Annotated in this window: 20 protein-coding genes; 11 read left to right on the top strand and 9 right to left on the bottom strand. The window is 63.9% G+C overall.

The features are described from left to right. Positions 1 to 86: 86 nt before the first annotated feature. Genes ASD99_RS15455 through ASD99_RS15465 form a run of 3 tightly spaced genes read left to right on the top strand, consistent with a single transcriptional unit; the run spans position 87 to position 1,945 of the window. Complete coding sequence (locus tag ASD99_RS15455; RefSeq protein WP_057144172.1) at positions 87 to 1,100, top strand: fumarylacetoacetate hydrolase family protein; 1,014 nt, start codon at positions 87 to 89, stop codon at positions 1,098 to 1,100. A 4-nt stretch (positions 1,101 to 1,104) separates the two neighbouring features. After that, complete coding sequence (locus ASD99_RS15460) at positions 1,105 to 1,398, top strand: hypothetical protein (RefSeq protein ID WP_057144173.1); 294 nt, start codon at positions 1,105 to 1,107, stop codon at positions 1,396 to 1,398. A gap of 4 nt (positions 1,399 to 1,402) precedes the next feature. Then, on the top strand, positions 1,403 to 1,945 hold the full coding sequence (locus ASD99_RS15465) for a DinB family protein (protein WP_057144174.1): 543 nt from the start codon (positions 1,403 to 1,405) through the stop codon (positions 1,943 to 1,945). 51 nt (positions 1,946 to 1,996) lie between these two features. On the opposite strand, the gene hppD is transcribed toward ASD99_RS15465, so the two are convergent. Continuing rightward, positions 1,997 to 3,109, bottom strand: coding sequence for a 4-hydroxyphenylpyruvate dioxygenase (gene hppD / locus ASD99_RS15470; protein WP_057144175.1), 1,113 nt, complete (start codon positions 3,107 to 3,109; stop codon positions 1,997 to 1,999). Positions 3,110 to 3,247: 138 nt separating this feature from the next. Between hppD and ASD99_RS15475 the strand changes: the two genes are divergently transcribed. After that, positions 3,248 to 3,715, top strand: a complete 468-nt coding sequence (locus tag ASD99_RS15475; RefSeq protein WP_056593880.1) for an Lrp/AsnC family transcriptional regulator — start codon at positions 3,248 to 3,250, stop codon at positions 3,713 to 3,715. Positions 3,716 to 3,727: 12 nt separating this feature from the next. Here ASD99_RS15475 and ASD99_RS15480 read toward each other — a convergent pair whose 3' ends face one another. From ASD99_RS15480 to aztA, 6 genes are all read right to left on the bottom strand, one after another. Beyond that, positions 3,728 to 4,066 carry a TIGR01244 family sulfur transferase gene (locus ASD99_RS15480; protein ID WP_056593883.1) on the bottom strand — a complete coding sequence of 113 codons (339 nt, stop codon included), beginning with the start codon at positions 4,064 to 4,066 and terminating at the stop codon, positions 3,728 to 3,730. A 68-nt stretch (positions 4,067 to 4,134) separates the two neighbouring features. Then, on the bottom strand, positions 4,135 to 4,572 hold the full coding sequence (locus tag ASD99_RS15485; RefSeq protein ID WP_057144176.1) for a DUF6691 family protein: 438 nt from the start codon (positions 4,570 to 4,572) through the stop codon (positions 4,135 to 4,137). Positions 4,573 to 4,576: 4 nt separating this feature from the next. Beyond that, entirely contained in the window at positions 4,577 to 4,999 is a 423-nt protein-coding gene (locus ASD99_RS15490; protein WP_057144177.1) for a YeeE/YedE family protein, read from the bottom strand. A 112-nt stretch (positions 5,000 to 5,111) separates the two neighbouring features. Then, complete coding sequence (gene aztC, locus ASD99_RS15495) at positions 5,112 to 6,053, bottom strand: zinc ABC transporter substrate-binding protein AztC (RefSeq protein WP_057144178.1); 942 nt, start codon at positions 6,051 to 6,053, stop codon at positions 5,112 to 5,114. Between the two features lie 28 nt (positions 6,054 to 6,081). After that, the gene (gene aztB, locus ASD99_RS15500; RefSeq protein ID WP_056593894.1) at positions 6,082 to 6,957 is read right to left on the bottom strand and encodes a zinc ABC transporter permease AztB; all 876 of its coding nucleotides are present in this window, start codon (positions 6,955 to 6,957) and stop codon (positions 6,082 to 6,084) included. Next, positions 6,957 to 7,763 (bottom strand): zinc ABC transporter ATP-binding protein AztA, encoded by an 807-nt coding sequence (gene aztA / locus ASD99_RS15505; protein ID WP_056593899.1) that lies wholly within the window; start codon positions 7,761 to 7,763, stop codon positions 6,957 to 6,959. Before aztA ends, aztB begins: the two co-directional genes overlap by 1 nt. A gap of 224 nt (positions 7,764 to 7,987) precedes the next feature. On the opposite strand from aztA, the gene ASD99_RS15510 reads away from it, so the two are divergent. Beyond that, positions 7,988 to 8,332: a RidA family protein gene (locus ASD99_RS15510; RefSeq protein WP_056593903.1), complete on the top strand. Its 345-nt coding sequence runs from the start codon at positions 7,988 to 7,990 to the stop codon at positions 8,330 to 8,332. Between the two features lie 150 nt (positions 8,333 to 8,482). On the opposite strand, the gene hutC is transcribed toward ASD99_RS15510, so the two are convergent. After that, the gene (hutC, locus tag ASD99_RS15515; RefSeq protein ID WP_057144179.1) at positions 8,483 to 9,223 is read right to left on the bottom strand and encodes a histidine utilization repressor; all 741 of its coding nucleotides are present in this window, start codon (positions 9,221 to 9,223) and stop codon (positions 8,483 to 8,485) included. After that, positions 9,220 to 10,572: a formimidoylglutamate deiminase gene (locus tag ASD99_RS15520; RefSeq protein WP_057144180.1), complete on the bottom strand. Its 1,353-nt coding sequence runs from the start codon at positions 10,570 to 10,572 to the stop codon at positions 9,220 to 9,222. The genes hutC and ASD99_RS15520 overlap by 4 nt, the downstream gene beginning before the upstream one ends. Positions 10,573 to 10,670: 98 nt before the next feature. Between ASD99_RS15520 and hutI the strand changes: the two genes are divergently transcribed. The 6 genes from hutI to ASD99_RS15550 all read left to right on the top strand — a co-directional run bounded on the left by hutI (position 10,671) and on the right by ASD99_RS15550 (position 25,431). Beyond that, positions 10,671 to 11,906: an imidazolonepropionase gene (gene hutI / locus ASD99_RS15525; RefSeq protein WP_056593911.1), complete on the top strand. Its 1,236-nt coding sequence runs from the start codon at positions 10,671 to 10,673 to the stop codon at positions 11,904 to 11,906. Then, positions 11,903 to 13,444 (top strand): histidine ammonia-lyase, encoded by a 1,542-nt coding sequence (gene hutH / locus ASD99_RS15530; RefSeq protein ID WP_057144181.1) that lies wholly within the window; start codon positions 11,903 to 11,905, stop codon positions 13,442 to 13,444. Before hutI ends, hutH begins: the two co-directional genes overlap by 4 nt. After that, positions 13,444 to 14,262: an N-formylglutamate deformylase gene (gene hutG, locus ASD99_RS15535; RefSeq protein ID WP_057144182.1), complete on the top strand. Its 819-nt coding sequence runs from the start codon at positions 13,444 to 13,446 to the stop codon at positions 14,260 to 14,262. The genes hutH and hutG overlap by 1 nt, the downstream gene beginning before the upstream one ends. Before the next feature lie 27 nt (positions 14,263 to 14,289). Beyond that, a complete protein-coding gene (gene hutU, locus ASD99_RS15540) occupies positions 14,290 to 15,960 on the top strand; it encodes a urocanate hydratase (protein ID WP_056593919.1) in 1,671 nt (556 codons plus the stop codon). Between the two features lie 12 nt (positions 15,961 to 15,972). Continuing rightward, the gene (locus tag ASD99_RS15545; RefSeq protein WP_057144183.1) at positions 15,973 to 16,560 is read left to right on the top strand and encodes a HutD family protein; all 588 of its coding nucleotides are present in this window, start codon (positions 15,973 to 15,975) and stop codon (positions 16,558 to 16,560) included. 267 nt (positions 16,561 to 16,827) lie between these two features. Continuing rightward, complete coding sequence (locus ASD99_RS15550; protein WP_057144184.1) at positions 16,828 to 25,431, top strand: GH36-type glycosyl hydrolase domain-containing protein; 8,604 nt, start codon at positions 16,828 to 16,830, stop codon at positions 25,429 to 25,431. Positions 25,432 to 25,530 lie beyond the last annotated feature (99 nt).

Raw genomic sequence — 25,530 nt, forward strand, 5'->3', positions numbered from 1 at the left:
AAAAGTGGGAACCGGTTTTCGGAAAAGATCGTGCGCAAGACAAAAAACCAAAGCGGCGGGAAAGCTGCACAAGGAGAGGAAACCGCATGAAGCTTGCCACATTGAAGGACGGGACGCGCGACGGAAAACTCGTCGTCGTCTCGCGCGACATGACACGCTTCACCGACGCCTCGTTCCTGGTACGCACGCTGCAGGCGGCGCTCGACGACTGGCGCCGCATTGCCCCGCACCTCGCGACAATAGCGGAATCGCTGGAGAACAATGCGATGCCGGCGGAGCGCTTCCACGAGCATGACGCCCATTCGCCGCTGCCGCGTGCCTATCAATGGGCTGACGGCTCGGCCTATGTGAACCATGTCGAGCTGGTGCGCAAAGCGCGCGGCGCCGAGATGCCGGCGAGCTTCTGGACCGAGCCGCTCATCTACCAGGGCGGTTCGGACGCCTTCATTCCGCCGCGCGACCCGATCCGCATGGCCGACGAGGCTTTCGGCATCGACATGGAAGGCGAAGTCGCTGTTGTCGTCGACGATGTGCCGATGGGCGCAAGCCTCGATGAAGCGCGTGCCGCGATCCGGCTGGTGATGCTGGTCAACGACGTCACGCTGCGCGCGCTCACCGGGCCGGAGCTGGCCAAGGGTTTCGGGTTTTTCCAGTCAAAGCCGTCCTCGGCGTTTTCGCCTGTCGCGGTCACGCCGGACGAACTGGGCGACGCATGGGACGGCGGCAAGGTCAGCCTGCCGCTGCTCGCCGATCTCAATGGCAAGCCGTTCGGCCGGGCCAATGCCGGCGTCGACATGACCTTCGATTTTCCGGCGCTGATCGTTCATGCCGCGAGGACACGGCCATTGGCCGCCGGCACGATCATCGGCTCGGGGACCGTGTCCAACAAGCTCGACGGCGGGTCGGGCAAACCTGTCTCGGCCGGTGGCGCCGGCTACTCCTGCATCGCCGAACTGCGTATGATCGAGACCATTGTATCAGGCGAACCCAAAACGCCGTTCCTGCGCTTCGGCGACACAGTACGCATCGAGATGAAGGACAAAGCTGGGCATTCGATCTTCGGCGCCATCGAGCAGAAGGTCGAAAAATACGAGAGGTAGGGGCATGACGGGGGACGCAGTCTATCTGCTGGCCGGTGTCTGGGCGCTCGCCATACTGGCGGTCTTCATCCAGGCGATCCGGCTGAGCTACCGCATCGAGGCGCGCTCGCCCGACCTGACCAACCGCAGCGGCTTCCCGCGCAAGGCGATGATGTTCCACACCCTCACCAACATGAATGTCGCGCGGGATGAGGAGACGCAAGCCATGCGGCGACGCATGAACGGGCTGCTGTTGATCGTTCTCGCCGGATTCGCGATTATGGGGGCAGGTTTGCATCTGGTGCGGGCAGGGGGATGATCTCGTGAACCTGCTTGACCATCTGCGCCGTATGGCCGGCAACAATCTCTGGTCGAATGCCCGGCTCTGCCGCGCGGTGTTGTCCCTTCGGCCCGGCGAGGTCGAGGCCGCGCGTATCAGCTTCTTCCCGTCGATCAAGGCGACGCTCAACCACATCCTTGCGGTCGATCTTCTCTATCTCGATTTTCTCGAAGAGGGTGGTCTCGGTGCTGCCGCCCATGACGACTTCGTGTCATTCGACGAGCCGGGGGCGTTGTTTGCCGCCCAGGTCGCAGCCGACCGGCGGCTGATCGCCTTTTGCGATAGGCTATCGGAGGCTGATCTCGACCGGCAGGTTATCACCGACCGGCGTGAGGACGGCATGATCCCCGAGCGGATTGGCGACATCCTCGCCCACGTCTTCCTGCACGACATCCATCATCGCGGCCAAGTGCACGCCATGCTCTCGGGCACGTCAGTCAAGCCGCCGCAACTCGACGAGTTCCTGCTCGATTATGATTTGAAGCTGAGGAAAGAAGAGGTCGAGCGGTTGGGGCTAGAAATCTGATTTCGCGCATGACCCGAAGATGGGTCATGCGCTATCCGCTCGACCTGAAGCCTACTCCGCCGCTTGAACCTTGATCACCCCGCGCTTGATCTGATCCTGCTCGATCGATTCGAACAGCGCGCGGAAATTGCCCTCGCCAAAGCCTTCGTCGCCCTTGCGCTGGATGAATTCGAAGAAGATCGGGCCGATCACGGTCTTCGAAAAAATCTGCAGCAGGATCTTGGTCATGCCGCCGTCGACGACGCCTTCGCCGTCGATCAGGATGCCGTGCTTCTTCATCCGCTCGATCGGTTCGTCGTGGCCATTCACCCTGTCATACGACATGTCGTAGTAGGTTTCCGGCGGGCCGGGCATGAACTTCAGCCCGTTTTCGGCCAGCCTGTCGGTAGCGGCATAGATCTCGTCGGTTCCGACAGCGATGTGCTGGATGCCCTCGCCATTGTACTTCTTCAGATACTCGGCGATCTGGCTGGTCTCGTCCTTGGACTCGTTCAGCGGAATGCGGATCTTGCCGCAGGGCGAGGTGATGGCGCGGCTCACCAGGCCGGTAATCTTGCCGTCAATGTCGAAGAAATGGATCTGTTTGAAACCGAACAGATTGCGGTAGAAATCCCACCATTTGTCCATCTGGCCGCGATAGACATTGTGGGTCAGGTGATCGAGATAATAGAAGCCGACGCCTTCCGGCCGCGGGTCGCGCGCGCCCAGCCACTCGAACTCGGCATCATAGGCCGAGCCCTTCTTGCCATAGGTTTCGATGAAATAGAGCAGCGAGCCGCCGATGCCGACGATCGCCGGCACGTCGAGCACCTTGTCGGCGCCTTCGTAAGGCGTGGCGCCCTTGGCAACGGCATGATCGAAAGCGTGCTTGGCGTCGACCACCCGCCAAGCCATGGAGGCGGCGCAGGGGCCGTGCTTGTCGACGAATTTCATCGCATGCGAGCCGGGCTCGGCGTTGACGACATAGTTGATGTCGCCCTGGCGCCAGATGGTGACGTCCTTCGTGCGGTGCTTGGCCACCGCGACATAGCCCATGCGGGTGAACAGTTCGGCCAGTTTCGCCGGCTCCGGATGCGCGAACTCGACGAACTCGAACCCATCAGTGCCGGCCGGGTTGTCCTTGCTGATCTTGGCCGGCGGGGCGTCGTGCGGGAAGGGACCCATGGCATTCCTCCGGAAACTGGCTTGGCCTGAAAAGGCCATTTGATGCCATCATAGCGCAGACGGGGTGCATGGTGCTTGCATTCAAACGCTTGAAATGATGATGTCATGCGTGAAACGTGCATGATATGAGATAAGGCCATGGATGGGACGCGTATTGATCAGTTCGACCGCAAGATAATGGCGCTGTTGCAGGGTGATGCGCGGCTAACCAACAACGATCTTTCGGAGCGGGTGAACCTGTCGGCGTCGCAATGCTCGCGCCGCCGCCAGCGGCTGGAGGAGGACGGCTTTATCAAGGGCTATCGCGCCGTTCTCGACCGCGACAAGCTCGGGTTTTCCCTGGTCAACGTCATCTCGGTGACGTTGGCCACTCACAACCGCGACAATGCACAGCGCTTCGGCGAACTGGTGGCGCGGCTGCCCGAGGTGCAGGAAGCGCACGCGCTGACCGGTGAGATGGATTACATCCTGAAAGTGGTGACGCCCGACCTGAAGTCGCTGTCGGAATTCGTCAACGGCGTGCTCCTGCCGCACGAATCCGTGCAGCATGTGAAGACAGCGATCGTGCTGGAAACGCTGAAGGAAACCGGCGCGCTCCCGATTTGACCTTGGGCTGATCTAATCCTTCGACTGCTGGATCAGCCCATAGAGATTGGTGCAGCGGGCGCCGGAGCGGCAATAGGCGAACACCGGGCCGTCGAGCTCATCCAGCGCCTCGGCCTGATCCCCGACATTCTCGGCTGTGATCTGGCCGCTGATGACGGGGATGTAGCGGAAGGCGAGGCCCGCGGCTTCGACCGCTGCCTTGACGATGTCGGCCGAAGGCTGGCCGGGCTGTTCGTCATCGGGCCGGTTGCAGATCACGCTCTTGAAGCCGGCTTCCTTGATGGCGGTGACGTCTTCCGGCTGGATCTGGCCCGAGACCGAATAGTACTCGCTGATTTCGCGGTATTCCATGGTAGTGTCCTCGCAATCTGATTTGACGGGAATCTTGCCATTCCCTGACGTGGCCGGCAACACGAATCCTATGCCGCAGCCGGTTGAGCGAGCCTTGCCCTGGCGAAGCGTGCCACCATGATGCCAGCAATCACCGCCGCGACGAAGAACGCCGTCGCCGAATAGCCAAGGCCAAGGGCAGGGATGGCTCCGCCGGGACAGAAGCCGGCAATGCCCCAGCCGATACCGAAGACAGCGGCGCCGCCAACCAGTTCCGTGTCGATGACCCGCTTTGTCGGCAGTGCGAAGGCGGTTTCGAACACCGGCGTCTTGCGCCGACCGAATACGAGCCGATAGCCGACGAAGGCGACCGCAAGGCCGCCACCCATGACGAAGATCAGACTCGGATCCCATGTGCCGGCAATATCGAAGAAGTTCAGTACTTTTGCTGGATTGACCATGCCGGAAATGGCGATGCCAAGGCCGAAAACCCCGCCGATCAGGAATGCCGAGACGAGCTTGTTCATGCTCTCAGCCTCCGATCACGTGGCGGATGATGAAGACGGTGGCGAAGGCGTTGACCATGAAGGTCGCGACCGCCACGATCGAGCGTGGCGACAGACGCGCTATGCCGCAAATGCCGTGCCCGCTCGGGCAGCCGCTGCCGAAATGCACGCCGAGGCCGACCAGGAACCCGCCGACGGCAAGTGCCAGCGTTGAAACGGGCACGCTGAAGGCGATCTGCCCGCCGATGGTGATGAACAGAAGCGGCGCCGCCACCGCACCAACGAGAAAAGCGGCCCGCCATTGCCAATCAGGCGCAAGCGGCGGAAGGATTCCGGTAAGGATGACGGTCATCCCGGCAATCCGGCCATGAAAAGCCATCAGCAGCACAGCCGACAGGCCGATGAGAGCGCCGCCAAACAGCGACTGGAACGGGGTGAAATCTGTCATGGAGAGCCGGCTTTCGAACTGAGGTGCGGACCGACTATAGCGCAGATATACATTTCCAGCGGAAAATCCGGCCGGGCTATCTCCGCCCGGCCGGGCGGTAGGTGTTGACCAATTAGCTGCCGAGAATGGCGCCTTTAATCTGACGGATGTTGTTGTGCATCATGTCGATATAGGTAGCAGCCGGACCGTCGGGCTGCGACAGCGCATCCGAATAGAGCGTGCCGCCCACCTTGATCCCGGTTTCGCTGGCGATCTGCTCGATCAGGCGCGGGTTGGTGATGTTCTCGACGAAGATCGCAGCCGCCTTGTCCTGTTTCACTTGGGCAACCAGCTTGGCGACGTCGGCGGCGGACGGTTCGGAATCGGTCGAGATGCCTTGCGGGGCGAGGAAGGTCAGGCCGTATGCGTGTTCGAAATAGCCGAAGGCGTCGTGCGAGGTGATGACCACGCGCTTCTCCTGCGGGATCGAGGCGATCGCCGCCTTCACTTGACCTTCGACCGCGTCGAGCTTCTTGGTGTAGGCGGCGGCATTGGTCTGATAGCTGACGCAGCCTTCCGAATCGGCCGCGCAGAAGGCTTCGGCGATGTTGTTCACATAGATCCTGGCATTGGCGATCGACTGGAAGGCGTGCGGATCGGTGACCGTCTTGCCGCCGGCGGTGCCGGCACCTTCGGCCGCGTCGGCGTCAGCGAATTCAGGCTTGAAATCGATTGGCGTCACGCCCTTTGTCAAGGTGATGATCGAGGCCTTGGTGGCGCTGGCATCGACCAGCCGCTGCAAGAAACCTTCGAAATGCAGGCCGTTGACCAGCACGATATCGGCCTTGGCCATGGCCACCGCATCGGCCGGGCTCGGCTCGTAGACATGGGCGTCGCCATCCGGCCCCACGATGGTGGTGACGTCGATACGGTCGCCGCCGACATTCTTGGCGAAATCGGCAATGACGGTGAAGCTGGCGACCACTTTCAGCGGTGCCGCGTAGGCCGACGACGCGCCAAAGGCGGTTAATGTTATAACGCTCATCGCCAAGGCGGCCTGGATCGATTTCAGCATGGACGGGTCTCCTTTTAGGGGCGGGGGATCAGGCCGTTCTGTGACGGTGGTGGATGATGCGCGCGCGCAGAATGCCGCGCGTGCCAAACAGGATCGAGGCGAAATAGACGACGCCGGCCGACAGGATGATCGCCGGGCCGGATGGCAGCGACGCGTGATAGGACAGAAGCAGCCCGGCGACGCAGGACGCAAAGCCGATCAGCACCGCCAGCACGCACATCGGCTCGACGCGCACCGTCCAGAAGCGGGCGGCGGCGGCCGGCAGCATCATCAGTCCGACTGACAGTAGCGTGCCGAGTGCCTGGAAGCCGCCGACGAGGTTGAGCACGACGAGGCCGAGGAAGATGAAATGCACCGGACTGCCGAGCCGGCTGACCGAGCGCAGGAACAGCGGGTCGAGGCATTCGGCGACCAGCGCCCGCCAGAAGATGGCAAGGCTGACCAGTGTCACCGTGACGATGCCGCCGATCAGCGTCAGTGCTTCATCGTTAAGCGCCAGCACGGTGCCGAACAGCACATGCATGAGATCGACGCTGGAGCCCCGGATCGACACCATCAGCACGCCGATGGCGAGCGAAATCAGGTAGAACGCCGCCATCGAGGCGTCCTCGCGCTGGATGGTGAAGCGCGAGACGGCGCCGGCGCCGAGCGCGACGATGACGCCGGCGATCAGGCCGCCGATGGTCATCGGCAGGATTTCCAGCCCATAGAACAGGAAGCCGGCGGCTGCACCGGGCAGGATGGCATGCGCCATGGCATCGCCCGACAGGCTCATGCGTCGCAGCATCAGGAAGACGCCGATCGGGCAGGCCCCAAGCGACAGCATCAGCGAACCGATCAGGGCCCGCTGCATGAAGCCGAAATCGGCGAAGGGCGCGATGAAAAGACCGTAAAGCGTATCCATCAGGCGGCCCTCGGTCCGACGCCGTGGTGATGGTCATGGCCATGATGGTCGTGATCGTGACCATGAGCGTGCTCATCCGGCTCGCACCAGGGTGCATTCTCTTCCCAGGCTTCATGGAAGCGGCGGGCGCGCAACAGGTTTTCAGGCTTCAGCGTTTCCCTGGTTTCGCCCCATGCAATTGGCTGGCGGGCGAGAAGCAGTGTTTCGGGGAAATTCTGGCGCACCAGATCCAGATCATGGACGACCACCATGATGGTGCGTTCCTCGCCATGCCAGCGCTTGATCAGGGCAATAAGGTCGCCGACCGTCTTGGCGTCGACGGCATTGAAGGGTTCGTCGAGCAGGATGAGGTCGGCGTCCTGCAACAGGACACGCGCAAACAGTGTGCGCTGCAATTGGCCGCCCGAAAGCGTGTCGATCGGCCGCTTCTCGAAGCCGCCGAGGCCGACCGCCATCAGCGCCTTGCTGACGTCATCGCGATCTTCCTTGGTGTAGCGGCCAAGCAGGCCGCGCCGTGGCCATAGGCCGAGCGAAACCAGATCCACCACCCGTGCCGGAAAGGAGCGGTCGAGCTCCGATTGCTGCGGCAGATAGGCGGCGCGAACGCCGGGGGCGCGGATAACCTCGCCGGCCATCGGCTTCAGGACGCCGACGATACCTTTCATCAGCGTCGATTTGCCGGAGCCGTTGGCGCCGACGACAGCCGTCAGCGAGCCCTTGCGGATAGTGCCGTCGAGATGATGGATTGCAGGATGGCTGCCGTACCCAAGCGTCAGGTCGCGGAATGTGAGGCAGGTGTTTGTCATTCTGCGATCCGTGGGGCGGCGAAAACTGGCTGCGGGCAGCGGCCGATTGGATATGTGATGTTATTACATTAGTCAACAAGCCAATCCGCCGGAATTGCGGCTGGCGGGTCAACTTGCCGTGTGGATATCGTATGCCCTTGGCCCAAGGGGATTCGACCTGGCGACCTTGCCCGAAGCCGGCCGCAACTCTAAAGAGGCGCAACCGCCACAGAAGGAACCATCCAATGAGCATTCGTCGCATCGATGTCGGCCCGCGCATGAGCCAGATCGTCATTCACGGAGATACCGTCTATCTGGCCGGTCAGGTTGGTAAGCCGACCGGCAACGTCGCTTCGCAAACCAGGGACATTCTGGCGGCTGTCGACGAACTGCTGGCCAAGGCCGGCTCCGACAAGACCAAGATCCTGCAGGCGATCATCTGGCTGGCCGACATGAGCACCTTTGCCGAGATGAACGCGGAGTGGGACAAGTGGGTGCCGCAAGGCAACACACCGGCCCGCGCCACCGGCGAAGCAAAGCTCGCCGGACCGGAATACCTGGTCGAGATTATTATTACCGCTGCGATTTGATCGACGGCCTTCTACCTCCGCCTTGTGGGGAGGTCGGACCAAAGGTCCGGGTGGGGGGCGGCGGGGCTGCCCTCCGCTATGGCTCCGGGCGTTCGGCGTTCGAAAAGCCAAATCGTTGGCTTTTCGCCAGCCTGCGGCTCTGGACACGCCTCACCCCTGCGACGGCCTGAACCTTGCCACCAGCGTGTGGCTCTCGGCCGCATAGGTAAAGCGCACATGGGTGACCGGGTGATCGGCGCTCCATGTCCGTCGCTCGACCACCAGGCACGGCGCGCCGGCTGCGATATCGAGCGCGACCGCGATGTGCCTGTCGGCGGCGACAGCACGAATCCGGTGCTCGGCTTCGCTCCACGGCACGCGGCCAATCAGCCACGGTCCTGGTGCTATGACCACGAATTCCTCGTCTGCTGCCTCGGGCACGGCGGTGAGATTGATCAGCCGCTGTTCATGCGCGAATGGCCGCTCGCCGGCGAAATGCCCACACTCCAGCGCCAGCACCGGCCCGGCCACGCCCTGCTCCAGCAGGGCGCGATCCTCGGCGCTGCTGCGCCTTTTGTGTCGAGCGACGCGCTCGTAGCGGTAGGGCAGGCCGAGCGCCTCGACCTCGATCCGGATGTCGTGGATTTCCAGCACCGCCGCTTGCGACTGCGGCCGGCGCACAAAGCTGCCGGAACGGCGGCGGCGTTCGATCAGCCCGGCCTTGGCGAGCTGCGACAGCGCCTTGTTCACCGTCATGCGCGAGCAATTGTATTGCGTGCTCAGTTCGTGCTCGAACGGAATGCGGTGACCAGGCGCCCAGGCACCGGACATGATGCGTTCGCTGATGTCGGACAGGATGCGCTGGTGCAGCGAGACGGTGCCTTCCCCATCCGCGGTCTCGACAATGCTCATGCTGAAAGCGCCGTCATCACGCTGCGAAACCGCCCCGTGATGGCCTCGCGCTTGACATGCCTGCCGCCGCTGACCTGTTTGTGGCCATGCACCCAGACGCAATCGACCTTGCTGCCATTGGCGAAGATCCAGGCGTCGAGGATCGCGTCGCCGGTCTTGCCGGCCAGCGAGGGATTGCTGGCGTCGAGCGAGACGAGATCGGCGGATGCGCCGGCGGCGATCGCGGAGGCGCCTGCACCGAGCGCGACGCTGCCGCCGTCGAGTGCGGCGTCGAACAGCGCCCGCCCGGTCGAGCCGCCGGCAACCGCGAGCACATTGCGGGCGCGGTGGGCGAGGCGCTGCGAATATTCGAGCTGGCGCAATTCGTCGGGCAGGCCGATCAGCACGTTGGAATCGGAGCCGACGCCAAAACGGCCGCCATGTTCTCTGAACAGCGGCGCCGCAAAAGTGCCGTCACCGAGATTGGCCTCGGTGATCGGGCAAAGACCGGCGATGGCGCCACTCCTGGCCATGGCAACGGTTTCCGCATCGGTCATATGGGTGGCGTGGATCAGGCACCAGCGCTTGTCGACCTTGGCATGGCCAAGCAGAAATTCTACCGGCCGCGCGCCGGACCAGGCAAGGCAATCCTCGACTTCTTTCACCTGCTCGGCGATATGGATGTGAATTGGCCCATCAGGCGCAATCGCTGCTACGGCGGTGAGTTCTTCCGGTGTCGCGGCACGCAAACTGTGCGGAGCGACGCCGACGACAGCCTGATTCAACGCGCGAACCGATTCGCGGCATTTCTCAACAAGCCGCGAGAACCGGCTCACATCGTTGATGAATCGTCGCTGGCCCTCGTTTGGTGCCGTACCGCCGAAAGATGAGTGCGCATAAAACACCGGCAGCAGCGTCAGGCCGATACCGGTTTCGCCGGCCGCGGCCGAAATGCGCTCGGCCATCTCGGCGAGGTTGGCGTAGGGTTTTCCATCGCGGTCGTGATGCAGATAGTGAAATTCGCCGACGCGTGAAAAACCGGCCTCCAGCATCTCGACATAGAGCTGCGCTGCAACCGCCTCGACCTGATCGGGCGTCATCGACAGGGCGAAGCGGTACATCACCTCGCGCCAGCTCCAGAAACTGTCGGCGGAGGGGCCGCGAAGCTCGGCAAGGCCGGCCATGCCGCGCTGGAAGGCATGGCTGTGCAGGTTGGGCATGCCGGGCAACAGGATCGCGTGGCGTTCGTCCCCGGCTGCCGCCGCGGCGCCAGGCTGAACGGCTGTAATGCGTCCCTCTGCCAAGGTGAGCCGCACATTGTCGTGCCAGCCATCGGGAAGGAGTGCCTGTTCCGCAAAGATCGCTGCCACTTTTCTCTCCGGTTCTCTGTCTCTCATGCGATGATGGCACTTGCAGTGTGTTTTAATATGTATATACATAATCGTCATCGATTGAAACGGAAAAGATGATGGCCGCAGAGAGCAAAAGCCGGGCAGGGGATCTTCGTCTATGGCGCAATGCGCGCCTGGCGACCATGGCCGAAGGGTCTGCCGGACTTGGCGTCGTCGAACACGGCGCGGTCGCTGCGCGTGACGGCCGCATCGTCTATGCCGGCCCCGAGTCGGAGCTGCCCTCAACACTTGCCCAGGGTGCTGAGACGGTCGATTGCGAGGGCCGCTGGATCACGCCCGGCCTGATCGACTGCCACACCCATCTGGTCCATGCCGGCAACCGCGCCAACGAGTTCGAGATGCGGCTGGCCGGCGCCACCTATGAAGAGGTCGCCAGAGCCGGCGGCGGCATCGTCTCCTCGGTCAAATCCTTGCGCGCCGCCAGCGAGGGCGAACTGGTCACCCAATCGCTGCGGCGCCTCGATGCGTTGATCGACGAAGGCGTAACCACCGTGGAGGCAAAGTCAGGCTACGGCCTCGACCTCGAAAACGAAAGGAAGTCGCTGCGTGCGGCCCGCCAATTGGGTGAACGGCGGCCGGTGACGATCCGCACGACTTTCCTCGGCGCCCATGCGCTGCCGCCGGAAGCCAAGGGCGACAAGGAAGCTTTCATCGATCTGGTCGCCAAGGAGATTCTCCCGGCGGTTGCCGCCGAGGGGCTGGCCGATGCTGTCGACGGGTTTTGCGAGGGCATCGCCTTTTCGCCGGAGCAGATGGCGCGCGTCTTCGACGCGGCCAAGGCGGCCGGCCTGCCGGTCAAGCTCCATGCCGACCAGTTGTCCAACCTGCATGGCGCCGAACTCGCCGCCCGCTACGGTGCGCTGTCGGCGGACCATCTAGAATACACCGATGAGGCGGGTGCGGCGGCGATGGCCAGGGCCGGAACCGTGGCGACGATCCTGCCCGGCGCCTACTATTTCATTCGCGAAACCAAGAAGCCGCCGATCGGCCTGTTTCGCCAGCACGGCGTCAAGATGGCTGTCGCCACCGACAACAATCCCGGCACCTCGCCGCTGACCTCGCTGCTTTTGACCATGAACATGGCCGCGACCCTGTTCGGTCTGACCGTCGACGAATGCCTTGCCGGCGTCACCCGCGAGGCGGCCCGCGCGCTTGGTTTGCTGGGTGAAACCGGCACGCTCGAGGTCGGGAAATCCGCCGACCTGGCGGTCTGGGACATCGAGCGCCCCGCCGAACTCGTCTACCGCATGGGCTTCAACCCGTTGCATGCCCGCATCTGGAGAGGACAATGACCGAACTGACCCTGAAGCCCGGCAATGCGACGCTGGCCGACTGGCGCGCCATCTATCGTGGCGCCGCACTGAAGCTCGACGATGCCTGCCGGCCGAAAATCAAGGCGAGCGCCGAGGCCGTCGCCAGGATCGTTGCCAAGGGCGAGCCGGTCTATGGCATCAACACCGGCTTTGGCAAACTGGCGAGCGTCCGCATCCCGGCCGAAGACCTGGAGACTCTGCAGCGCAACATCGTGCTGTCGCACGCCGCCGGCGTCGGCGAGCCGATGCCATCAGCCGTTTGCCGGCTGATGATGGCGCTGAAGCTCGCCAGCCTGGCGCAGGGCGCCTCTGGCGTGCGGCCGCAAACCATCGAGTTGCTCGAAGCGATGCTGGCCAACGACGTCATCCCGGTGGTGCCGGCGCAAGGCTCGGTCGGCGCCTCCGGCGACCTTGCTCCGCTGTCGCACATGACGGCGGTGATGATCGGTGTCGGCGAATGCTTCACCCCGCATGGACGCTTCCCGGCCAAGGTCGCCTTTGTCTCGCATGGGCTGGAGCCGGTGACATTGGGCGCCAAGGAAGGCCTGGCGTTGCTCAATGGCACGCAATTCTCGACGGCCTATGCGCTGGCTGCTTTGTTCGAGGCCGAAGTGCTCTACCAGTCGGCGCTGGTCGCCGGCGCCTTGTCGACCGATGCGGCCAAGGGCTCTGACGCGCCGTTCGATCCACGCATCCATCTGCTGAGAAAACATCCCGGCCAGATCGAGACGGCGGACGCGCTGCGCAATTTGATGGCCGGCAGCGCCATCCGTGAATCGCACCGGGTTGGCGACGAGCGCGTTCAGGATCCGTATTGCCTGCGCTGCCAGCCGCAGGTCATGGGCGCGGCACTCACCGTGCTGCGCCAGGCGGCCGACGCGCTCGGTACCGAGGCTAATGGCGTCACCGACAATCCGCTGATCTTCGCCGAGGATGACACCGCACTGTCCGGCGGAAATTTCCACGCCGAGCCGGTGGCCTTCGCCGCCGATATGATCGCGCTTGCCGTCTGCGAGATCGGTTCGCTGTCGGAACGCCGCATTGCCATGCTGGTCGACCCGGCGCTGTCCGGCATGCCGGCCTTCCTGACGCCGAAGCCCGGCCTGAACTCCGGCTTCATGATCCCGCAGGTGACGGCGGCGGCGCTTGTTTCCGAAAACAAGCAGAAAGCCTATCCGGCCAGCGTCGATTCGATTCCCACCTCGGCCAACCAGGAAGACCACGTTTCGATGGCGGCGCACGGCGCGCGCCGGCTGATCGGCATGGTCGAGAACGCCACCGCGGTCATCGGCATCGAATTGCTCGCCGCCGCGCAAGGTTGCGATTTCCATGCGCCGCTGGCGTCGAGCACGGCACTCGAGGCCGTGCGCAAGCTGGTCCGGGCCGAGGTGCCGCATCTCGACAATGACCGGTATTTCCACCCCGACATGGAAAAGGCCATCGCCATGGTGCGCAGCGGCGCGACCATCAAGGCTGCCGGCGCGATAGCGCTGCCGTCGATTTGTGGAGCGGCATGATGGCAAGCACGCCCTGGCTCACCGTCACGCCTGGCACAGCCCCGCTGCTGGTGTCGATCCCCCACACCGGCATCGATCTCGCCGGCCTCGAGAACCGGCYGGTGTCACCCTGGCTCGGTCGCCGCGATTGCGACTGGTGGATCGACAAGCTCTATGATTTCGCAGGCGATCTCGGGGCAACTGTCGTGCATACGGCGATCTCGCGCACCGTCATCGACGTCAACCGCGACCCGTCCGGCGCCTCGCTCTACCCCGGCCAGGCGACGACCGGCCTCTGCCCGACCGAGACTTTCGATGGCGATCCGCTCTACCGCGAAGGTGAGGAGCCAGGGCCTTCAGAGGTTGATGAGCGGCGCGAAAAATTCTTCGTGCCCTACCATGCTGCCTTGCAGGCTGAGATCGGCCGCTTGCGCGGGCTGCATGACAAGATCGTCCTCTATGATTGCCACTCGATCCGTTCGGTGCTGCCGCGCCTGTTTGAAGGCACGCTGCCGGTGTTCAATCTCGGCACCAACGATGGCAAGAGCGCCGATCCAACCTTGCAGGTGATGGTCGATCAGATCATGGCCGAGACCGGCGAGGCCTCTGTCGTCAATGGCCGTTTCAAGGGCGGCTGGATCACGCGCCATTTCGGACAACCTCAAGATGGCGTGCATGCGCTTCAGATGGAACTGTCCAACCGCGGCTACATGCGCGAGCCCGATGGCAAGGGCATGCCGGACAACTGGCCTGTGCCTTACGATGCCGAGTTTGCAGCACCCATCCGCGCCACGCTGCGGAAAATCCTTGAGACCGCGATCACCTGGGCGCGCGGCTGACATTCGATCCTTTTATGGAGTGACGCCATGAACAATCCTCGCCACAACATCCGTGAAGTCCGCAGCCCGCGCGGCACGGAAATCAGCGCCCGCTCCTGGCTGACGGAAGCGCCGCTGCGCATGCTGATGAACAATCTCGACCCGGACGTCGCCGAAAACCCCAACGAGTTGGTCGTCTATGGCGGCATCGGCCGGGCGGCGCGGACCTGGAACGATTTCGACCGCATCGTCGCCTCGTTGCGGACGCTGGCCGATGACGAGACTTTGCTGGTGCAGTCCGGCAAGCCGGTCGGCGTGTTCCGCACCCATCCCGACGCACCGCGCGTGCTGATCGCCAATTCCAACCTGGTGCCGCACTGGGCGACCTGGGAAAAGTTCAACGAGCTCGATAAGAAGGGCCTGATGATGTACGGCCAGATGACGGCCGGCTCGTGGATCTACATCGGTACGCAAGGCATCGTGCAGGGCACCTATGAGACCTTCGTCGAGGCCGGCCGCCAGCATTATGGCGGCAATCTCAAGGGAAAATGGATCCTGACCGGCGGGCTCGGAGGCATGGGCGGCGCCCAGCCACTCGCCGCCGTCATGGCCGGCGCCTGCTGCCTGGCGATTGAATGCAATCCGGACTCGATCGATTTTCGCCTGCGCACCCGCTACGTCGACGAGCGCGCCGACACGCTCGACGAGGCGCTGGAAAAGATCGAACGCTGGACCAAGGCCGGCGAGGCGAAGTCGGTCGGCCTGCTTGGCAATACGGCCGAGATCGTCCCGGAAATGTTCAGGCGTGGCATTCGCCCCGATATGGTCACCGACCAGACCTCGGCGCATGATCCCATCAACGGCTATCTGCCGAAGGGCTGGACGATGGCTGAGTGGCGCGAGAAGCGCGTCAGCGACCCGAAGGCGGTGGAGAGGGCGGCACGCGCCTCGATGCGCGAACATGTCGAGGCGATGGTGGCGTTCTGGAACGCCGGCGTGCCGACGCTCGACTATGGCAACAACATCCGTCAGGTGGCCAAGGAGGAGGGCTTCGAGAACGCCTTTGCCTTCCCCGGCTTCGTGCCGGCCTATATCCGCCCGCTGTTCTGCCGCGGCATCGGTCCGTTCCGCTGGGTAGCGCTTTCCGGCGATCCCGAGGACATCTACAAGACCGACGCCAAGGTGCGCGAACTGACGCCCGGCAACACCCATCTGCACAACTGGTTGGACATGGCGCGCGAGCGCATCGCCTTCCAGGGCCTGCCGGCGCGCATCTGCTGGGTCGGCCTCGGCGACCGGCATCGGCTGGGCCTCGCCTTCAACGAGATGGTGGCCAAGGGCGAGCTGAAGGCGCCTGTCGTCATCGGCCGCGATCACCTCGATTCCGGCTCGGTCGCCTCGCCGAACCGCGAAACGGAATCCATGAAGGACGGCTCGGACGCCGTGTCCGACTGGCCGCTGCTCAACGCGCTGCTCAACACCGCGTCTGGCGCCACCTGGGTGTCGCTGCACCATGGCGGCGGCGTCGGCATGGGCTTTTCCCAGCACGCCGGCATGGTCATCGTCGCCGACGGGACGCGTGAAGCGGCCAAGCGCCTGGAGCGGGTGTTGTGGAACGACCCGGCGACTGGTGTCATGCGCCACGCCGATGCCGGCTACGACATCGCCATCGAATGCGCCAAGGAGCACCAACTCAACCTGCCCGGCATTCTCGGCTGATTGGCTGAGCCGATGCGCATCCTGCGGGCAGCCGAATACCGGTCGATGCCGTGGAAGAACGGCGGCGGCGTGACGACGGAGATCGCCGTCTCGCCCGCGGGTGCAGGACTCGACGACTTCGACTGGCGCGTCTCGACGGCTCGCGTCGAATTGAGCGGCCCGTTCTCGCGGTTTGCCGGCATCGATCGAACCCTTGCCGTGCTCGAGGGCGAGGGCATCGTCCTCGACATTGCCGGCTACCCGCCGACATCCATCAACAGGGCGACCGACCCGTTTTCCTTCCCAGCCGACGTGCCGACCGCCGCCGCGCTGGTCGGCGGGCCGATCAGCGATCTCAATGTCATGACCCGCAGAAGCCGGATGACGCATTCGGTCGAACGCCTGGTGATTTCGGCTCCCGTGGAAATCCGGACCGGAGCCGGCACAACCCTCGTCTTGTGCTTGAACGGCGAAGTCATCGTGCCCGCCGCCGAACCGGTTCGCCTCGGGCCGCTCGACACGCTGCTGCCCGATCCGGACAGCGCCGGCCTGCTTGTCCAGGCCGCCCATGAGACAACGCTGTTCGTGATCCGGATCGGCGTCATCTCCGGCAACGATTAAAGCTTGTTTCCAAACATGATCGTGATGCCGGCCAATTATAGCGTAAGCTGACGGCGGGCATCACGAAAAAGCCCGAATCCTCCCCGTCGATCGATCTCGTCGGGAGGAGGGGTGTTCATCGTTGTTTTTCGCTGGGAGATGACGTCCTGTCGTGGCGCGGAAACAAACTTTCGGCAAATGGGGTTTATGCAACCAATTGCATTTGAATCGGTTTTAGGGCCATTGCGTGGCGGTGACGCCGCTGCCTGCCCGCTTACGGAATTTTCAATGAATATTCAGACGAACCCTGCCCCAATCGAGAAGACAAGCGCGAGCTTCCCGGCCATCACCGAAGAGCCGATCCGCTCCAATTACCTGCCTGAAGAGCGTCTTCGGCTGCTCGGTGAAAGTCTGGCAAAAGGCGATCTAACCGATTTGTTCGGCCTGACGCCCTTCGATTTTCAGGCGCGTGTCCGCGACAGCGCCAAGAAGATCCTGGAGGTCTACCGGTCGACCAATGCGGCGCAGGCGAGAGGCGAGACGATCACGCCGGCGGCACAATGGCTGCTCGACAACAATTATCTGGTCGAAGAGACCATTTTCCAGGTCAAGCGCGATCTGCCGCGCCGCTTCTATCGCCAGCTGCCGACCTTGAAACTGCCTGACAATGGCAGCGTGCCACGCGCGCTGGCACTGGCCTGGACCTATGTGGCGCATTCGGACAGTTCCGTCTCGGCGACGATGTTCAAATCCATCGTCCAGGGCTTTCAGTCGGTCGAGCCGCTCAAGATCGGCGAACTCTGGGCGCTGCCATCGCTGTTGCGCTTCGTCCTGATCGAAAATCTCCGCCGGCTGGCGGTCAGGGTCAACCGCACCCGTCAGATGCGCCAGATAGCCAATGATGTGGCGGACAAGGTCCTGGCGACCGACGACAGCGCCGACCGGCAGGCGATCCTGTCCAACTTCAGCGCCCACGCGCAGGACACCACCTTTGCCACCCAGCTGCTCTACCGCTTGCGCGATGGATCGCAGAATGCCGGCAAGGCCCTGGAATGGCTGGAAGGCGAACTCGAAAAGACCGGCTCCGATGCCGAGGAAATCATCATTTCCGAACATCACACGCTGTCCAGCGGCAATGTGACGACGGGCAACATCATTCGCGGCCTGCGCCTCATCAACGACGTCGACTGGACCGTGTGGTTCGAAGGCGTCAGCCGCATCGATACCGTGCTGCGCGAGCGCACCGATTTCGCCGCTCTCGACTTCTTTTCGCGTGACCAGTACCGGACCGCGATCGAGGAACTGGCGCGCCGCTCGGACCTGTCGGAATATCGGGTCGCCGAAAAAGCTATCGAGCTGGCCGGCCACGCCGCCAGCGAGACCATGCTAGGCGACGGTGAAAGCGATGCGGGTCCGATCTTATCCGCCCACACCGATGTCGGCTTCTTTCTCGTCGGCCCACGCCGGCTGGAGCTGGAGAAGGCGATCGGCTATCGGCCCACCATCAGCCAGACGGTCAAGCGCGCCTTCCGCAAGACCGGATGGCTTGGCATTGTCGTACCGGTGTTTGCGCTGACGGCCCTGCTTCTCGTCCTCTCCGGCAATGCTCTTGCCAATCTTGGCCTGTCAGTGCCGTCGATCGTCCTGATGCTGGCGCTGTTTGCCGTGCCGGCCAGTGAGGGTGCGCTCGCCTTCTTCAACACTGTCGTATCGCTGTTCCTGAAACCGACGCGCCTTGTCGGCTACGATTACAGGCACGGCGTACCGCCCGAGGCGCGCACGCTGGTGGTGGTGCCTTCGCTGATCGGCTCGCGCGACGATGTCGAGGAAAACATCCGCAATATCGAGGTGCATCATCTCGCCAACACGGCCGATGAAATCCATTTCGCGCTGCTGTCGGACTGGCCCGACAGCAAGACCGAAATCGATGCGGCGGATACCGAAATCCTCGAATTTGCCCGCGCCGAGATCGCTCGCCTCAACGCCCGCTATCCCTCCGAAGGCGCCCCGCGTTTCTACATCCTGCACCGGCGCCGGCTCTTCAATGCGGCTCAAGGGTCCTGGATGGGCTGGGAGCGCAAGCGCGGCAAGCTGCACGAGCTCGACCTCCTGCTGCGCGGCGACAGCGACACCACGTTCCTGCCGCTCGACGTGCCACTGCCGGAGAACGTCGTTCATGTGATGACGCTCGATGCCGACACGCGCACCACCCGCGATGCGGTCGCGACCCTCGTCGGCAAGCTTTGCCACCCGCTCAACCGCCCGCATTTCGACGCCAGCAAGCGCATTGTCACGGCCGGCTATGCGATCTTGCAGCCGCGCATCACCGCGTCGCTGACCAGCGGCGACGACGCGTCGTTTTTCCAGCGGGTCTTCTCGGCCAACCGCGGCCTCGACCCTTACGTCTTTGCGGTGTCCGACCTCTATCAGGACGTCTTCGGCGACGGTTCCTTCACCGGCAAGGGGCTCTATCACGTCGACGCCTTCGAGGCCGCGCTACAGGGCCGCATCGAGGAGAACACCGTCCTCAGCCATGATCTGCTGGAAGGCGCGCTGGCGCGCTCGGCGCTGGTCACCGACGTCGAACTGGTCGAGGATTATCCGACGCGCTACTCGGTCGACGCCTCGCGCCACCATCGCTGGGCACGCGGCGACTGGCAGCTGCTCGGCTTCATGCTCGGTCCGCGCTCCGGCGTGCCGGGTCTGTCGCGCTGGAAGATGATCGACAATCTGCGCCGCTCGCTGACGCCGATCTTCTGGGTGATGGCGGCGATCGCCGGCTGGACGCTGCTGCCCTTCACGCAGGCTGCGCAGTGGCAGGCCCTGTTGATCCTTAGCCTGTTCATGGCGCCGACATTCGACATCGTCAACGCCATCCTGCCCAAGAGCGGCGACCAGACGCCGCGCGGCCATTTCTCGGCCCTGGCGCGTGACGTCGCCTTCGGCACCGCCATGGTGGCGCTGAAGATCGTGCTGATGGCGCATAACGCCTGGATGATGGGCGACGCCATCGTGCGCACGCTCTACCGGCTGTTCGTCAGCCGCCAGAACCTGCTGGAATGGCGCACCGCCTCGCAGGCGCACAAGGCGGGCGACAATGACGTCGGTTCCTATTACGGCATGATGTATGGCGCCGTGATCATCGGCTTCGTCGGCCTTGCCATTCCGGTGCTGGCCGATTCGACCGGCGCCTTCGTTGCCTTCTTCTTCGCCCTGTTCTGGATTGGCTCGCCCGCCATCGCCAGCTGGATCAGCCGTTCGGCTGAAACCGAGGATCGCTTGCGCATATCGCAGGCTGATATCCATACGTTGCGCACGGTGGCGCGGCGCACATGGCACTATTTCGAAAGCTTCGTGACATCAGAGCATCACCATCTGCCGCCGGACAATTTCCAGGAAAGCCCGGCGCCGGTGGTCGCGCCACGCACCTCGCCGACCAATATCGGCGTCTACCTGCTGTCCGTCGTCTCCGCCCGCGACTTCGGCTGGATCAGCCTGTCCGACGCCATCACCCGCATCGACGCCACCATGACGACGATCGAGGGTATGCCGCGTGATCGCGGCCACCTCTTCAACTGGTATGACACGACGACGCTGAAGCCGCTCTATCCGCTTTACATCTCGGCTGTCGACAGCGGCAATCTCGCCGGCCATCTGGTGGCGGTGGCGGCAGCTTGCGCCGAATGGGCCGAAGCGCCCTCCGTCCATCTCCAGGGCGATTTCGAAGGCATTCTCGACACCGTCACCATCCTCAGCGAAAGCCTTGACGAACTGCCCGACGACCGCCGCCAGTTGCGCCCCCTGCGCCAGCGCCTCGCCGACCGTCTCGACGGCATGCGGCGCGCTGTCGACACCATCAAGGCGCAGCCGGAAATGGCGTCGATCCGCACCATCAACCTGGCTGTGCTGGCCGGCGAGATCCGCAAATTGGCCACCGCAATCCACACCGAGGCGGCGTCGCCGCAGAGCGATGTCATTGTCGACTGGGCGGCAAGGTTGGAAGCCACCTGCGAAGCGCATGTGCATGACGCGCACAGCGACGACAATGCCGTCGAGGCGCTGCGTGCCAAGCTGCTCACATTGCGCGAGCGGACGCGCCGCTTCGCCTTCGAGATGGATTTCTCCTTCCTGATGCGGCCGGAGCGCAAGCTGCTGTCAATCGGCTACCGGGTCGAGGAGCATCAGCTCGATGAAAGCTGCTACGACCTTTTGGCCTCAGAGGCGCGGCTGACCAGCCTGTTCGCCATCGCCAAGGGTGACCTGCCGACCGAGCACTGGTTCCGGCTGGGCCGGCCGATCGTCGAGATCGGGTTCCAGGGCGCGCTGATGTCCTGGTCCGGCTCGATGTTCGAATATTTGATGCCGCCGCTGGTGATGAAGGAGCCGCAGGGCTCGATCCTCAACCAGACCAGCAAGCTGATCATCAAGCGCCAGATCCAGTATGGCCGCCAGAAGAACGTGCCGTGGGGCATTTCGGAAGCGGCCTACAATGCCCGCGACCGCGAGCTGACTTACCAGTACACCAATTTCGGCGTGCCCGGGCTCGGGCTGAAGCGCGGCCTTGGCCAGAACACGGTGATCGCGCCTTACGCCACCATATTGGCGGCCCAGTTCAACCCGCGCGAAGCCGTGCAGAACCTCGCCCGATTGCGGGAGATCGGCGCGCTTGGCCGCCACGGTTACTACGACGCCGTTGACTTCACGCCGCAGCGCGTGCCGGAAGGCACCGATCATGCAGTCGTGCAGAACTACATGGCCCACCATTCAGGCATGTCGATCGTGGCGGTTGCCGACGCCATCTTCGAAGGCCGCATGCGCGATCGCTTCCACAGCGATCCGGTCATCGAATCGGCCGAACTATTGCTGCAGGAGAGGGCACCGCGCGACATCCCGACCGCGACCGTCAGGACCGAGGCCGACGAACGCGCCAAGGACGAGACAGAAGTCGACAGCCCCGACACCCGCATCGTGCTCAACCCGCTGCAATCGCTGCGGTCGACCAGCGTCATGTCGAACGGTCGCTATTCGGTGATGGTCACCGCGACCGGCTCGGGCTACAGCCGCTGGGGTGATCTCTCCGTCACCCGCTGGCAGCCGGATCCGACCGAGGACCGTCTCGGCTCCTACATCTTCCTGCGTGACGCCGGCACGGGCGACTGGTGGTCGGCGACGGCTGAGCCGAAGCGTGCGGCCGAGGAAAAGGCGCAGACCTTGTTCTCCGACGACAAGGCGAGCTTCGTCAAATCGGTTGGCACGTTGCGCTCCGAGGTCGAATGCATCGTCATCTCGGAAGGCAATGGCGAGGGCCGTCGGGTCACGCTCTACAATGACGGTCCGTCCGACCGTCACATCGAAGTGACCTCCTTTGCCGAGCTGGTGCTCGGCCTGGAAGTGTCCGACAATGCGCATCCGGCCTTCTCGAAGATGTTCGTGGAAACCGAAATCGCATCGAATAAAGCGGCGATCTTCGCCACGCGGCGCAAGCGCGAGACCAGCGAGCCGGATATCGCCATGGTGCATTTCGTCACCGATCCGTCCGGATCGGCGCGCGATGCCGAGGCCGAGACCGACAGGCGCGCCTTCATCGGCCGTGGCCGTACCATCGTCGACGCGGCCGCCTTCGATCCGGGCGCCAGGCTTGGCGGCCATTCGGGCTTCACGCTCGATCCCGTCGCCTCGCTGCGCCGCCAGGTGCGTGTGCCGGCCAACAAGAAGATATCGCTGACCTTCTGGACCGTCGTCGGCGCCGGCCGCACTGAGCTGGACGAGGCCATCGCCCGGCTCGACCACCCGGAGAGCTTTGCCCGCCAGGCCATGCTCGCCTGGACGCGCAGCCAAGTGCAGACCCGCCATATGGGCCTCAGCCTGACCGATGCCGCCAATGTGCAGAAGCTGGCGCGCTATCTGATCTATCCGGATCCGTTCCTGCGTCTTCCCGCTGAATCCATCGCCTCGGGGCTGGGCAAGCAATCGAGCCTGTGGCCAACCAGCATTTCCGGCGATTTTCCGATCTTCCTGGTCAGGATCGGCGACGTCGCCGATCTGGAAATCGTCGCCCAGGCGCTACGCTTCCAGGAATACATGCGCACCCGCGGCATGATGATCGACTTCGTCGTCGTCAACGAGCAGGCGTCCTCCTATGTCCAGGACCTGCAGCGGGCGGTCGAGACGCTATGCGAGAACAGCCGTTTGCGCGGCAAGGAGCTCGGACCTCGCCAGCACATCTTCGCGGTGCGCCGCGACCTCATGGACGAGACGACCTACAAGACGCTGCTCGCCGTCGCCAGGGTGGTCCTGCACACGCGCAACGGCACCATCTTCGACCAGATCGAGCGGGCCGAGGCGGCCGCCCTGCAGGCGCGAGACGCCCTGCAGCCGGCAGCATTGCCGGTTCCGCGTGAGCCGCCGTCGCTGACGCCCACGACGCATGCATCTGCCTTGCAGGCGGTGGCAAATGTCAGCGCCGATGGCGGCGGGCTCAGCCAGTGGAACGGGTTTGGAGGTTTCGATGGCGACGGGCGGCATTATGTCGTGCGCCTGGCCGGCCGGCGCACGACGCCGCAGCCGTGGATCAACGTCGTCTCCAACGCCTCTTTCGGCTTCCACACCTCCGCCGAGGGGGCTGCCTTCACCTGGAGCCGCAACAGCCGCGACTACCAGTTGACGCCGTGGTCGAACGATCCGGTCTCGAACCGGCCGGGCGAGGGCCTCTACATCTACGATCAGGCCAGCGGCAAGGCGTTCTCGCCGCTCGCCGCCATGGTGCGCGATCCCTCGATGACCTACGAGGCCTGGCATGGCCAGGGTTTCTCGACCTTCCGCTCCAAGCGCGGGCCGTTGTCGATGGACCTTACCCATGTCGTCGATCCGATCGACCCGGTGAAGATCTCGCGGCTGCGTATCCAGAATTCCGGCTCGGTGCCGGCGCGACTGCGTGTCTATGCCTATGCCGAATGGGTGCTCGGCGGGCATCGGTCGCGCACGGCGGCAACCATCGTCCCGTCGCGGGACGCCGCCAGCGGGGCGTTGCTGGCACAAAACCCCTACGGGCTCGATTTCAGTGAACGGGTGGCCTTCCTTGCCGCCGACGGTGGCGTGCACTCGGTGACATCAGACCGCTCGGAGTTCCTCGGCCGGCAAGGCTCCAGCGAGCTTCCGCAGGCGGTGCTGAGCGGTGCTGCACTATCGGACCGTGTCGAGGCCGGCGACGATCCGTGCGCGGCAATCGCTCGTGACATCGAGATTCCGGCCGGCGGCGACGTGACGCTGTTGTGGCTGCTCGGCGACGCCGAGTCCGTCTCGGAGGCGAGCGCCCTGGTGCAGGAGCACCGCGTCAAGGATTTCGATCAGCGGCTGGCCGACAATGAGCGCGTGTGGCGCGGCTTCCTTGACACCATCCAGGTCGAGACGCCGGACAAGGCGCTCGACGCCATGGTCAATCACTGGCTGCCCTATCAGAGCCTGGCCTGCCGCATCCGCGCCCGCTCCGCCTTCTACCAAGCCAGCGGTGCCTTCGGGTTCCGCGACCAGTTGCAGGACACGCTGGCGTTGCTGGCGCATGATCCGCAACTGGCGCGCGACCAGATCCTCAACGCGGCGCGGCGGCAGTTTCCCGAAGGCGACGTGCAGCATTGGTGGCTGCCGCGCACCGGCGCCGGCGTGCGCACGTTGATCTCCGACGACGTGGTCTGGCTGGCCCACGCCACGGCGCGCTATCTGCTGGTCACGGGTGACGCCACTATCCTCAAGGAGCAATTGCCCTTCATCGACGGGCAGGCGCTGGGCGAGGGCGAGCACGATGCCTTCTTCACCCCGGAAATTTCGAAGAAGACGGCGTCGCTCTACGACCATTGCGCGCGTGCGCTGGACCTCGCCATCAAGCGCAGCAGCCCCGCGGGCCTGCCGCTGATCCTCGGCGGCGACTGGAACGACGGCATGAACCGCGTCGGCGAGCACGGCAAGGGCGAGAGCGTCTGGCTTGGCTGGTTCCTGCTGAGGACGCTGGGCGACTTTGCCCCCGTTGCCAAGACCGAAGGCGATGCCAAGCGTGCACAGGCCTGGGCAAAACATGCCGATGTCTTGAAGCGGGCGCTTGAGAGCACGGCATGGGACGGCGAATGGTACCGGCGCGGAAGCTTCGACGATGGCACCCCTCTGGGGTCTCGCAATTCGCAGGAGTGCAAGATCGACTCGATCGCCCAATCCTGGAGCGTGCTTTCGGGAGAGGGCGATCCGGCGCGGTCGACGACGGCGATGGAGCAGGCGACGAAGATGCTCGTCGACGACAAGCTCAACATCGTCAAGCTCTTCACGCCGCCCTTCTCCAAGACGGAGAAGGACCCGGGTTACATCAAGAGCTATCCGCCCGGTGTGCGCGAGAATGGCGGTCAATACACCCATGCCGCTACGTGGTTCGTCATCGCGCTCGCCGAGATGGGGCAGGTCGATGAGGCCTATCGCTGTTTCTCGATGCTGAACCCGGTCAACCATGCGACCGACGAGGCGTCGGCCGAGCACTATCGCGTCGAGCCCTATGTCGTGGCGGCCGATATCTATGCCGGCGACGACAATGCCGGCAACAGCAAGGGCGGCCGTGGCGGCTGGACCTGGTACACCGGCTCCGCCGGTTGGCTCTACAGGGCGGCGGTCGAAGGCATTCTCGGCATCGAACGGCGCGGCAAGCGTATCCAGTTCAAGCCGAAGCTGCCCAGCCACTGGGACGGCTATTCGGCAAATCTCAAGATGCTGGGGGCGGAACTCAGGGTTCGGGTCATCCGCGACAATAAGGCCAAGGCCGTGTCGCTGGAGGTGAATGGGGCCAAGACCAAGGTTTCGGCGGTCGAACTGAAGGACGGCGAAGTTGCCGAAATCCTCATCAGGATTCCGGCCTGAGGCACTTCACTCAACAGGATCCTCCTCGGGCCCAGCCTGGGGAGGAGGCGGTTTTCGGGCTCACGACAAGATTAAGTGCGGCATGTCGGCTCGTGTCGG

Origin of the sequence: Mesorhizobium sp. Root695 (assembly GCF_001428185.1) — a bacterium.
In the GTDB taxonomy this organism is placed as follows: domain Bacteria; phylum Pseudomonadota; class Alphaproteobacteria; order Rhizobiales; family Rhizobiaceae; genus Mesorhizobium.